Raw genomic sequence first — 11,952 nt, forward strand, 5'->3', positions numbered from 1 at the left:
CTCAGATGACCGGTTACCGGGTCAGCGACGTGATGACCAGGCAGGTGGTCTACCTGCCCGCGGAGACCACCCTGGACGAGGCGGCCAGGGTGATGAAGGAGGCGGACATCGGCGACGTGGTGGTCACCGACGGCGCGAGCCTCGCCGGCATGCTGACCGACCGCGACATCGTGGTCCGGGCGGTGGCCGAGCGCAGCGACCCGGCCACCACCACGATCGGTTCGGTCATCACCCGGGAGGTGGTGATGATCGAGCAGCACGCGACCGCCGGGGAGGCCGCGGCGCTGATGCGGGAACGCGGCATCCGACGCATTCTGGTGTGCGACGGCGAACGCAAGCTCGTCGGCATCGTCTCCCTCGGCGACCTCGCCATGCAGCTCGACCCCAACTCGGCGCTGAGCGAGATCAGCGAGCAGGCCCCGACCGTGTGAAAGGAGGGGCCCCCTGTTAACGCCTCCGGTAGGGCAGGGGCCCCTTCTTAACCACCGTCGGGCTGCCGCCGATACCACCGTCGGGCTGCCGTCGCCCGACCGTCGGTAGCCTGACGGGCATGCCCGAGATGCCGACCAAGCTGGCCGAGATCGTCGACGAGTTCGCCGCAGCACCCCGCGACGTGGTGCTGGAGATGCTGCTGGAATACGCCGACGTCATCCCGCCGCTGCCCGAGGAACTCGCCGGCCGGGAGGGCATGGAGCAGGTTCCCGAGTGCCAGACCGCGTTCTTCCTGCGCGCCGAGGTCAACCCGGACCGGACGGTGACCACCTGGTTCGACTGCCCGCCGGAGGCGCCGACGACGCGCGCCTTCGCCGGCATCCTCGCCGAGGGGCTGGCCGGGGCGAGCGCCGCCGAGGTGCTCGCCGTGCCGGACGACCTCTACCAGCGGATGGGGCTGGCGCAGGCGATCAGCCCGCTGCGGGTCCGGGGCGGCACGGCCATCCTGGCCCGACTCAAGCGCCAGGTCCGGGAACAGATCTCCTGATCGACGGGTTGTCGCTGGTCATGGAGATCGAGATCTACGCCGACGTCGTCTGCCCCTGGTGCTGGATCGGCAAGCGCCGGCTGGAACAGGCGCTGGAGTCGTACGACGGTGAGGTGACCGTCCGGTACCGGCCGTTCCAGCTCGACCCGTCGCCGGTTCCCGAGCCGAAGCCGCTGGTGGAGGCGCTGGCCGCGAAGTTCGGTGGCCGGGAGCGGGCCGAGGGCATGTTCGCCCAGGTGACCCGGGTCGCCGCCGGTGTGGGGCTCGACATGCGCTTCGACCGGGCGGTGCACGCCAACACCTTCGAGGCGCACCGGCTGATCCGGTTCGCCGCCGAGCGGGGCCGCTCCGCCGAGCTGGTCGAGGCGCTCTACCGGGCGCACTTCGCCGACGGTGTCGACATCGGCTCGCGGGACGCCCTGGTGAGGCTGGCCACCGCGGTGGGCCTGGACGAGACCGAGGCCCGGGAACATCTGGATTCGAACCTCGGCCGCCCCGAGGTGGCCGCCGACCTGGCCGCCGCGCGCGAGCTCGGCGTCTCCAGCGTGCCGACCTTCGTGCTGGCCGGGAAGTACGCCGTCACCGGCGCGCAGGAGCCGGAGACCCTGCTCGCCGCCCTGCGCGAGGTCGAGCAGCGCGAAGCCTGACGCGCAGGGTCACGACCCGGGCGGCCAACGATCAGCGTCGACCTCGTTCCACGTGAAACGACATCGAGCTACGCCGTGGGCTGGGCGGGCCTGGCCAGCCCCTCCACCACCCGGGCACCGGGGAGCGCGCCGAGCGCCGGCCCGGGCAGGGCGATCTTGCTGTGCCGCACGCCGGAGCCGACGATCACGTGCGGTGCGGCGACCACCCGCGCGTCGACCAGGATCGGCCAGTCCCCGGGCAGCCCGATCGGGGTGATCCCGCCGTACTCCATGCCCGTCAGCTCCACCGCCTCGGCCATCGGGGCGAAGCTCGCCTTGCGCACGTCCAACGCCCTGCGGGCCACCCCGTTGACGTCGGCGCGGGTGGTGGCGAGGACGACACAGGCGGCGTACCGGGTCTCGCTCCCGCGCTTCCCGGCGATCACGACGCAGTTGGCCGACACCTCCAGCCCCACCCCGTACGCGGCGCAGAACGCGGCGGTGTCGGCGAGGTCCGCGTCGATCGGCGCGACCAGCACCTGATCGACGTCCACCGGCGCGTCGGCGGGCCACTGCCCGAGCGCGGCGGCCACCGGCGACGCCAGCAGGTCCGATCGGTTCCGGGCGGGCTCGGTCTTCAGCGTTCCCATCACGGCTGTGATCCTCGCACCCCCGGACGCCACCCGCCCGTGGGACGCCCACCACAGGTGATGGCACCGCGGGGCCGGTCCAGCCCCGTGCCCGGACCGGCCCCGCGGTGCGTCCCCCCGCCCCGCCGGGGGAGTCGTCCGGCCCCGCCCCCCGTGGGGACCGGCGCCGGGTCAGCCGTTCGCGACGAACGGGTTCTCCCGGACGAACGTCCGGTCCTGCGCGGCGGCGACCTCCTGGGAGCGCAGCAGGCCGGGCCGGCGGGCCTCCAGGTCTTCGAGGGCGTGCCGTACGGCGAGCCGGATCACCCCGTAGAGGAAGACGAAGCCGGCGACGTAGAGGATCACGGTGGAGACGAGGACCAACATGGCGACACGGTAGGCAGACGTCGAACGGGGGGACTTCTCATCTACGGTCGGTTCCCCCGTACGTGGCGGCGAGGTGGTCCGCCCAGGTTCCGGGTGCCCGTCGGGGTCGCGGCGGTGGCGGGGCCGCCCGCCCGCCGGGCGGCTCGCCGCCCGGGGCTCACGGCAGGGAGCGCGCCGCCGGCCCCGCCGGAACGACCCGGCCGGCGAGCAGGACGCCCAGCCCCGCCAGGGCCGCCGCCAGGACCAGGGTCGCCGCGTAGCTCGACCGGCCGGGATGGGCGCTCGCCGCGAGCACCGCACCGGTCAGCGCCAGCACGGTCGCCGCGAACAGCGAGTCGCCCAGTTGCAGGGAGGAGCTGTTGCGGCCCTGCTCGCCCGGGGCGGACAGCTCCAGGGTGAGCACCGACAACGACGGGTAGAGCAGCCCCATCCCGAGCCCGGCGGCGGCCCAGCCGAGCACGCACACCGCCAGCGGCACCGCCGGCCACACCGCGAGCGCCACCGTGGCGGTCCCGCCGGTGATGCACGCCAGCCCGGCGCGCACCAGCGTGGCGGACGACCGGGGCGCGAGCCGGCCCCGCAGCCCGGGCAGGAGACCGCGCCGGGAGACCGGTGCCGTGACAGGCGCTGCGGAGCCGGGCGCGGGCGCTGCGGAGCCGGGCGCGGACTTTGCGGAGCCGGGCGCGGGCAGCCGGCCCTGCAACCAGGAGCCGGCCGACCAGGAGAGCGCGCCCACGGTCAGGACCAGGCCCGCGCCGGTCGGCGTGAGCCCGCGCTCCCGGGAGAGCATCAGCGGGATCACCACCTCCGCGCCGGCGAACGCGGCCGAGGCCAGCCCGCGCAGCCCCACCACCGTGGGCAGGCCCCGCCCGGCCCGCAGGAAACCGGCCGGCAGCAGGCGTGGGGCGCAGCAGAGCAGGCCCGCCAGCGCGGCACCGACCAGACCGACCGCGAGCACGCCGCGCTGCTGCCCCCCGTAGTGCAGCAGTGCGGCGCTCGCCCCCGCCCCGAAGGCCCAGCCGACCCGGGCCCCCGCGCCGGTCGACGGGCGGGTGACGGCGGACGGTGCGAGGCTGCGCAGGCCCGGCTGGACGAGCAGCAGCGCCGGCACCGCCACCGCCGGCACCGCCAGGAAGACCCACCGCCAGCCGAGGTGCTCGACGACGAGCCCGGCGATCGCCGGCCCGACCAGCGACGGAACCACCCACGCGGCCGCGAACGCGGCGAAGATGCGCCGGTGCAGCGCCTCCGGGTACGCCCGCCCCACCACCACGTAGAGGGCCACCGACAGCAGGCCCGAGCCGAAGCCCTGCACCATCCGGCCCGCCACGAGCACGCCCATCGTCGACGTGGTGCCGGCGATGAGCAGTCCGGCCACGAACCAGGCCACCCCGTGCCACACCGGTGCCCGGGGGCCGCGCGCGTCGCACCACACCCCGGAGACCACCATCCCCACCACGCCGGAGGCGAACGCGCCGCCGAACGCGAGCCCGTAGAGGGACAGCCCGTCGAGGCTGCGGGCGACGGTCGGCATGGCGGTGCCGACGGCCAGCGCCTCGAAGGCCAGCAGCGACACCAGGGCCACCACGCCCACCGTCATGGCGCGCAGCGCGGGGGCGAACAGGTGCTCCGGGGCGGCCGGGGGCGCGAGGGCGGTCACCGCCGGCCGGCCGTGCGGAAGACCCACGCCGGTGGCGCGACCGGAGGCTTCCGCCGCCGATCGCCGGCCGGTCGTTCCCGGCTCGCCTCGATCCTCAGCAGTTCGATAAGCATGCGCCCAGCCTGCGACCTCAACCCGGATTCAGGTCAAGCCGGACGTGACCGGGCTCTCACACCCCGCGAGCGGTCCACGCCACGAAGGGCGGCACCCGGGAACACGAGCGGCCCACCAGGAGGACGTCGCGCGGGCCCCCGGGGAGGGGCGTCGCGCGGATCAGGCGGACTCCAGCGCCTCCCCGACCCCCTTCGCCAGCCCGGACAGGTGCTGGTCGGCGAGCAGGTGCCCGGCGGTGATGACCAGCGCGAGCGGCCACTCGATGACCTGGAGCGCGGCGAGCACCCCGAGGCCCGCGTAGTAGGCGATCTTGTCGGGCGGCGGCACGGCCACCTCGCCCAGCATCGGCACCTCCACCCGCCGGCTGTACGTCCGCACCATCTCGTGCGCCCCGCTGAGGTGTCGCGTGATCGTGCTCATCCCGGCCTCCCCTGTGTCGTCCGCGCTGGCCATGACCCGAGCCGCGTTCCACCGTCGGCCGCGTCCATGCCGGCGACGGAGCAGCTTTCGCCCGCAGCGCCGAAGAAATTCCCGGACGAAGGGGGCATGACGCCCGGGCGGGCGGGAAGTCAGCCCGCCGGGACCGAGCGGGGGAGGCGAGATGGCGTACGGCGGGAGCAGCGGCGGCACCGGGAGAGCCCGGCGGCGGCGCTCCGGCCGTACCGCTCGATGACCTCGCTGGGCCGGCTCGCCGGCCGCCTCCTGCCGTCGGTGACGATGCCCCTGGTCGGCGACGCGACCCGGACGGTGCCGCACCTGGTGGGTGACGCGTCCCGGAGCGTCGGCGGCACCGCGACCCGGCTGGCCCGGGCGGCCGGCCTGACCAGTCGCCGGGTCTGGTCCCGGCCGGGCCGCCACCACATCGAGGTGCACGGCGTCGGCCAGGACGGCGGGGACCGGCTCGCCCGCCAGGTGGAACGCACGCTGGAACGGCTGCCCGGGGTCGCCTGGGCCCGGGTGAACTCGCCCTCCGGCCGCGTGGTCGTGGCCGTCGAGGATCCGGAGCCGAAGCTGCGCGACCTCATCACCACGATCGCCCGCTGCGAACGCACCTGCGACCACGAGCCCGACCCGGAGATCCCACCCCCGCACCCGCCCGAGGACGGGCCGCGCACCCCCCGCACCCTCGGCGCGCTCGCCTCGGACGCGCTCGGCCTGACCATCTCGGCGGCCACCCGGATCCTGCCGTTCACCCCGGTCCCGGGCGAGGTGTCCGGCCTGCTCACCGCCGTCGACCTGCACCCCAAGCTGCACGCCCTCGCCGGGCGGGGACTGCGCGCCGACCCGCGCGCCGACATCCTCTTCCCGCTCGCCGAGGCGGTCGTGCAGGGCCTCACCGGCGGCTGGGCCGGGATCGTGCTGGACGGCGCGCAGCGCGTCGTGCAGTGGGGCGAGGCCCACGCCCAGCTCAGAGCCTGGGCGAAGGCGGAGCCCCGGCTCACCGGCGACCCGGACCGGGCCGTCGCCCGGGTCCCGACGGCCGAACGCCCGAACGCGAAGCCGGACGGTCCCGTCGAGCGCTTCGTCGCCCGGATGCTCTCGGCGGGCACGGCGGCCGGGGCGGCGGCGGTGCCGGTGCTCGGGGGCAAACGGGCCGCCGCGCTCGGGCTCTCCAGCCTGCCCAAGGCCCCGGGCAGCGGCCGCGAGGGGTACGCCGCCCAACTCGGCCGCATGCTCGCCCGGCGCGGCGTCATCGCCATGGACCGCAGCGTGCTGCGGGAACTCGACCGGATCGACACGGTGGTGCTGGACGCCGCCGTGCTCGGCTCGCAGCGGGCGGTCCTCGCCGACCTCGCCCCGCTGTCCGGGGCGGACACCGGGCAGGTGGCCGCCCGCGCCTTCGCGCTGTTCGACCCGGCCACCCCCGGCCAGGTGCGGCGGGCCGACGGGTGGCGGCTCGGCCCGCTGGACGCCGTCGGCGCGACCGACCCGGGCGACACCGACGACAGCCGACGGCTGCGCTCCGGCGGCGGCACGCTGCTCGGCCTCGCCGAGGCGGACCGCCTCGTCGCGCTGCTCCGGGTGGAACCGGAGCCCGCCCCCGGCATGGACGCCCTGCCCACCGCCGCCCGGCAGGCCGGCCTGCGGCTGGTGGTCGCCGGAGACGACGACGGCCGGTACGCCTTCGCCGACGCCGTCCTGCCCGGCGGCCCGCGGACCGTCGACACCGTGCGCCAGTTGCAGCGCGACGGCGCGGTGGTGCTGCTGCTCTCCGCCGACCGGGCGGCGCTGGGTGCGTCGGACTGCGGGCTCGGGGTGGCCGGGCCCGACGACCTGCCGCCGTGGGGGGCGCACCTGCTGGTGGGCACCGACCTGCGGGTCGCCGCCCTGATCATCGAGGCGGTGGGGGTGGCCCACCGGATGACCGCGCAGAACATCCGGCTGTCCCTGGCCGGCACCGGGCTCGGCGCGCTCGGCGCGTTCACCGCCGACCCCCGGCAGCTCCCGGGCCGGACGCTGGCCGCCGTGAACGGGGCCGCCGCCCTGGCCTTCCTCAACGGCGTGTGGCGGGCGGGCCGGCTGCCGGACCGGGCCGACAGCGCGCCGCCGGCCCCGACCGCGTGGCACCTGATGCCGGCCGACGCGGTGCTCCACCAGCTCGGCACCGGCCCCGCCGGCCTCGACGACGCCGAGGCGCAACGCCGCCTGGCCGGCCGCACCGGGGACACGCCGGGCCAGTCCGGGCTGCTGCGCGCGTTCGTCGACGAGTTGGCCAACCCGCTCACCCCCGTGCTCGCCGCCGGCGCGGTGCTCTCCGCGAGCTTCGGTTCGCTCGTCGACGCGGCCCTCGTCGGCGGGGTGGTCGGCGGGTCCGCCCTGGTCGGGGCCGTCCACCAGCGCAACACCGAACGGTCGCTGGCCGAGTTGCTGTCCCGTTCGGCGGTCACCGCCCTGGTCCGCCGGGGCGGCACGGAACGGACCGTCGCCGCCGAGGAACTGGTCCGCGGTGACGTGATCGTCCTCGGGCCCGGCGACGCCGTGCCGGCCGACTGCCGGCTGCTCGCCACGGACGGGCTGGAGGCGGACGAGTCGTCGCTGACCGGCGAGTCGCTGCCGGTGGGCAAGTCCACCGACCCGGTGGTCGCCGCCGCCGTCGCCGACCGGCGTTCCATGCTGTACGAGGGCACCACCGTCGCCACCGGCCACGGCACCGCCGTCGTCGTCGCCACCGGCGCGGACACCGAGGCGGGACGCAGCCTCGCGCTGGCCCGGCAGTCGCCCCCGGCCAGCGGGGTGGAGGCCCGGCTCGGCAACCTCACCAGGTCGGCCGTCCCGTTGGCCGCCGGATCGGCGGTGGCGGTGGCCGGGGCGGGACTGCTGCGCGGCGTACCCCTGGCGGAGACGGCGGCGACCGCCGCGAACCTGGCGGTGGCGTCGGTGCCGGAGGGCCTGCCGTTCCTGGTCAGCGCCGCCCAGCTCGCCGCCGCCCGGCGGCTGGCCGAGCACGGCGCGCTGGTCCGCAACCCCCGCACCATCGAGGCGCTGGGCCGCGTCGACGTGCTGTGCTTCGACAAGACCGGCACCCTCACCGAGGGCAAGCTGCTGCTCGCCGGCGTCGGCGACGGCAGCGGCACCCGGTACGCCGCGCCGGAGGCGCTGGACGGGCCGCTGCGGACGACCCTGGCCACCGCGCTGCGCGCCACCCCGGCCGGCGACCCCGACGAGCTGCCCCAGCAGACCGACCGGGCGGTACGCCGGGGCGCGGCGGCGGCCGGGGTCGACGAGCGCACCGGTGCCGACGACTGGCAGGCGGCGGGGGGCCTGCCGTTCGAACCGTCCCGGGGCTACCACGCCACCGTCGGCCGGGCCCGCGTCGGGCTGCTGCTCAGCGTCAAGGGCGCCCCGGAGACGGTGGTGCCCCGCTGCGCAGCCCGGCGCGCCGCCGACGGGCACGACCGGCCACTGGACGACGCCGGCCGGGCCGAGCTGCACCGGATGCTCGCCGAGCGGGCCGGCGCCGGGCACCGCGTCTTGGCCGTAGCCGAGCGTCCCGTCACCGCCGAGACGGTGACCGACGACGACGTGACCGGCCTCGTCTTCGTCGGCCTGCTGGCGATCGCCGACGGGGTACGCGAGTCCGCCGCGCCCGCCGTCCGCCGGATCCGGCAGGCCGGCGTACACACCATCATGATCACCGGGGACCACCCGGCGACGGCCGAGGCGATCGCCGCCACCATCAGCCCCGACCACGGCGAACAGCGGGTGGCCACCGCCACCGACCTGGACCGGCTCGACGACGACGCGCTCGCCGAACGACTGACCCGCACCGACGTGGTGGCCCGCTGCACCCCCGCCCACAAGGTACGCATCATCCAGGCGTTGCAGCGCAACGGCCGGACCGTGGCGATGACCGGCGACGGGGCCAACGACGCCCCGGCGATCCGGCTCGCCGACGTCGGCATCGCCCTCGGCCAGCGGGGCACCCCCGCCGCCCGCGCCGCCGCCGACCTGGTGGTCACCGACGACCGGCTGGAGACCATCATCGCCACCCTCGTCGAGGGACGGGCCATGTGGTCATCCGTCCGGCACGCGCTGAGCATCCTCGTCGGCGGCAACCTCGGCGAGATCGCGTTCAGCGTGCTGAGTGCGGCCAGCACCGGCCGGTCCGCGCTCAACGGTCGGCAGTTGCTCCTGGTCAACCTGCTCACCGACCTGGCGCCGGCGCTGGCCATCGCGGTCCGGCCACCCGCCGACGGCCACGCCGACCACCTGCTGCGGGAGGGCCCGGACAGCTCCCTCGGCGAGACACTGACCCGGGAGATCGCGCTGCGGGCGGCGTCCACCACGCTGGGCGCGACGATGGGCTGGACGCTCGCCCGGTACACGGGGCGACGACGGCGGGCCGGCACGGTCGCGCTCGCCTCGCTCGTCGGCACCCAGCTCGGGCAGACGGTGCTGGCCGGCGGCACCAGCCCCACGGTGCTCGTGTCGACCGCCGCCTCCGTCGGGGCGCTGGTGCTCGTGGTGCAGACGCCGGGGGTCAGCCAGTTCTTCGGCTGCACCCCGCTCGGGCCGGTCGGCTGGAGCATCGCGGCGGGCTCGGCGCTCGGCGCGACCCTGGCCAACGGCACCCTCACCCGCCTCCTGAGTAAGGAAGGGCCCCTTGTTAACGCCTCCGGTCGAGAAGGGTCCCCTTCTCACACCTGATCACAGCGTGCGCTCGGAGATGGCCTCGATCAGATCGCCCACCGCCCCCTCGGGCAGCGCCCGGGCCACGTCGGCGACGGCGACGATGCCGACGAGGTCGTGGCCGTCGACGACCGGCAGCCGGCGCACCCGGTGCCGACCCATCGTGCGCAGGACCTCCGCGGCGTCGTCGTCCGCGTCGATCGTCACCGCCTCGCCCTGGGCCAGCTCGCCCGCCGTCACCATGGCCGGGTCCCGGCCCTCGGCCAGCACCTTCACCACGATGTCCCGATCGGTCAGCATGCCCGTGAGCCGGTTGTCGTCGCCGCGGATCGGCAGCGCACCCACGCCCAGCCGGGCCATCTGCCGGGCGGCCGTCCGGAGGTCGTCCTGCTCGCTGACGCAGGTCACGTCGCTGGTCATGATGTCGCGTGCGGTCGGCGTCGGCACGCACCTCACTTCCGGGAGGGTGTCCAGGGGTCGCCGCCGCTTCTCCTACCCCGGCCCCGCCGGCCCATGCGCGACCCGACCGCCCCGCCGGCCCATGCGCGACCCGACCGCCGCGAGGGCCCGCCCGACCGCCCCGCGTCAGCCGTCCGACCGCCAGGTCGCCGCCGCCCGACCCAACCGGTCGTTGACCGCCCGCCCCACCCCGACGTCCGGCACCCGCTCCGCGACGATCTCCGCCACCCCGGCCGCGTCGAGCCGGTGCAGCGCGTCGAAGAGCCGGGCCGCCGCCACCGTCAGGTCACCCCCGGGCGACAGCACCTCGACCGCCGCCCAGTCGCCGCCCGCCGGCCGCTCCCGGAAGGCCAGCAGACCCCGCCGGGCACCGTCGCCGGCCGCCGGCTCCGCGCCGTCCACCACCCGCAACGGGGTACGCGGGGCGTAGTGCGCGGCCAGCGTCCCGGGTGCCACCGGCTTGCCGGAACTGCCCGGGCGTACGGTCACCGGGCCCACCGCCTCGACCAGGGTCTCCACCGGCAGCGCGCCGAGACGCAACACCACCGGCCGCCCGCCCCGGGCGTCCACGATGGTCGACTCGATGCCACAGCGCGTCGGCCCGCCGTCGAGCACCACGTCGACCGCGCCGCCCAGCCCGGCCACCACGTGCTCGACGCGGGTGGGGCTGAGCTGCCCGAACCGGTTGGCGCTCGGCGCGGCCACCGGCACTCCCGCCGCCGCGATCAGCGCCCTCGCGGACGCCTCGTCCGGCACCCGCACGGCCATCGACTCCAGCCCCGAGGTGACGATCGGCGGGATCGCGGCGGGACGGTCCACGATCAACGTCAGCGGCCCCGGCCAGAACCGCTCGGCCAGCGCCGCCACGACCCCGGGCACCGGCCCCACCAGCCCGGCCAGGTCGGCCGCGTCGGCGAGGTGGGTGATGAGCGGATCGAAGCTCGGCCGCTGCTTCGCCTCGAAGATCCGGGCCGCCGCGCGGGCGTCGAGGGCGTTCGCGCCCAGCCCGTAGACGGTCTCGGTGGGAAACGCCACCAGCCCCCCGGCCCGCAGGACCGAGGCCGCCTCGGCGATGCCGCTCTCGACGGGCAGGACGCGCGGGGATCCGGTGCTCACCCCCCGACGCTAACCTGCCCGTCCCGGGGGCGGCGGCTCGCCCCTTCTCCTCTCCCCGCCGGTACGAAAGGATGCGGGCATGCTCCGGACACCGCGTGCGCTCCTGCTCGACTTCGGTGGGGTCCTCGCGGACGCGCCGTCACCGCCACCGGACCCGCCCGAGCTGGTCCAGCGGCTGTTCCGGCTCGTCGACGGCGCGGTCCCCGCCGAGCGGATCGCCCGCGACCTGACCGCCGGCGCCCACGCGTACGGGCGGTGGCGCGACGAGGAGAGCGCCGGGGAGCACCCCGTCGAGCTGGGCCACCGGCAGGTGTGGGCCAGGTTCGTCACCGGCGGCTGGCCGGCACCGGCCCGGGCCGCCGTCGACCGGGAGGCGACCCCGCTGGCGTACGCCTGGACGTGGCACCCCGAGTGGGACGTGCGCCCCGGCATCCCCGCGGCCCTCGCCGCCGCCACGCGCGCCGGCCTCCCGCTCGCGATCGTCAGCAACACCACCTGCGGTGCCGCCCCCCGCGACTTCCTGGCCGCCGCCGGCCTCGGCCCGCTGTTCACCGCGCAGCTCTACAGCGACGAGGCGGGCGTGCGTAAGCCGAACCCGGAGCTGGCCCGGCTCGCCGCCCGGGCGCTCGGCGTGCCGGTCGCCGACTGCTGGTTCGTCGGCGACAGCCGGCACCGCGACGTCGCCTGCGCCCGCCGCGCCGGAGCCGGGGCGGCGGTGCTGATGCGCTCGCCGCGCACCGACCGCGAGGAGCCCCTGCCCGAGCTCGCCCCGGACGCCGTGGTCGAGGACGGCCACGGCCTGCTGGCCCTGCTCCGCGACGCCGGAGTCACCGACCCGGCCGCCTGACGGGC

The 11,952-nt window shown here is 76.6% G+C and carries 11 protein-coding genes; 5 read left to right on the forward strand and 6 right to left on the reverse strand.

Features of this window, described 5'->3' with window-relative positions; all coding sequences use genetic code 11:
* The first annotated feature begins 5 nt into the window (after positions 1 to 5).
* The 3 genes from HDA31_RS29715 (at position 6) to HDA31_RS29725 (ending at position 1,626) form a co-directional block, all read left to right on the forward strand.
* Positions 6 to 431: a CBS domain-containing protein gene (locus HDA31_RS29715; RefSeq protein ID WP_074475706.1), complete on the forward strand. Its 426-nt coding sequence runs from the start codon at positions 6 to 8 to the stop codon at positions 429 to 431.
* Between the two features lie 119 nt (positions 432 to 550).
* Positions 551 to 979: a SufE family protein gene (locus tag HDA31_RS29720; protein ID WP_178062733.1), complete on the forward strand. Its 429-nt coding sequence runs from the start codon at positions 551 to 553 to the stop codon at positions 977 to 979.
* 20 nt (positions 980 to 999) lie between these two features.
* The gene (locus HDA31_RS29725; RefSeq protein ID WP_178062732.1) at positions 1,000 to 1,626 is read left to right on the forward strand and encodes a DsbA family oxidoreductase; all 627 of its coding nucleotides are present in this window, start codon (positions 1,000 to 1,002) and stop codon (positions 1,624 to 1,626) included.
* A gap of 68 nt (positions 1,627 to 1,694) precedes the next feature.
* On the opposite strand, the gene HDA31_RS29730 is transcribed toward HDA31_RS29725, so the two are convergent.
* The 4 genes from HDA31_RS29730 to HDA31_RS29745 form a co-directional block, all read right to left on the reverse strand.
* Entirely contained in the window at positions 1,695 to 2,255 is a 561-nt protein-coding gene (locus HDA31_RS29730; protein ID WP_178062731.1) for a YbaK/EbsC family protein, read from the reverse strand.
* Positions 2,256 to 2,426: 171 nt separating this feature from the next.
* Positions 2,427 to 2,621, reverse strand: coding sequence for a hypothetical protein (locus HDA31_RS29735; RefSeq protein WP_074475710.1), 195 nt, complete (start codon positions 2,619 to 2,621; stop codon positions 2,427 to 2,429).
* Between the two features lie 157 nt (positions 2,622 to 2,778).
* Entirely contained in the window at positions 2,779 to 4,281 is a 1,503-nt protein-coding gene (locus tag HDA31_RS29740) for an MFS transporter (RefSeq protein ID WP_376701476.1), read from the reverse strand.
* A 273-nt stretch (positions 4,282 to 4,554) separates the two neighbouring features.
* Positions 4,555 to 4,815: a hypothetical protein gene (locus HDA31_RS29745; protein WP_176734916.1), complete on the reverse strand. Its 261-nt coding sequence runs from the start codon at positions 4,813 to 4,815 to the stop codon at positions 4,555 to 4,557.
* A gap of 249 nt (positions 4,816 to 5,064) precedes the next feature.
* Between HDA31_RS29745 and HDA31_RS29750 the strand changes: the two genes are divergently transcribed.
* Positions 5,065 to 9,543: a cation-translocating P-type ATPase gene (locus tag HDA31_RS29750; RefSeq protein ID WP_178066991.1), complete on the forward strand. Its 4,479-nt coding sequence runs from the start codon at positions 5,065 to 5,067 to the stop codon at positions 9,541 to 9,543.
* Here the strand turns inward: HDA31_RS29750 and HDA31_RS29755 are convergent, their stop codons facing one another.
* The gene (locus HDA31_RS29755; protein ID WP_376701423.1) at positions 9,544 to 9,972 is read right to left on the reverse strand and encodes a CBS domain-containing protein; all 429 of its coding nucleotides are present in this window, start codon (positions 9,970 to 9,972) and stop codon (positions 9,544 to 9,546) included.
* Between the two features lie 138 nt (positions 9,973 to 10,110).
* On the reverse strand, positions 10,111 to 11,076 hold the full coding sequence (locus HDA31_RS29760; protein WP_178066989.1) for an L-threonylcarbamoyladenylate synthase: 966 nt from the start codon (positions 11,074 to 11,076) through the stop codon (positions 10,111 to 10,113).
* Positions 11,077 to 11,179: 103 nt separating this feature from the next.
* On the opposite strand from HDA31_RS29760, the gene HDA31_RS29765 reads away from it, so the two are divergent.
* Complete coding sequence (locus HDA31_RS29765; protein WP_178062730.1) at positions 11,180 to 11,947, forward strand: HAD-IA family hydrolase; 768 nt, start codon at positions 11,180 to 11,182, stop codon at positions 11,945 to 11,947.
* Positions 11,948 to 11,952: the final 5 nt, after the last annotated feature.

Source organism: Micromonospora carbonacea, from assembly GCF_014205165.1.
GTDB classification, from domain to species: Bacteria; Actinomycetota; Actinomycetes; order Mycobacteriales; family Micromonosporaceae; genus Micromonospora; species Micromonospora carbonacea.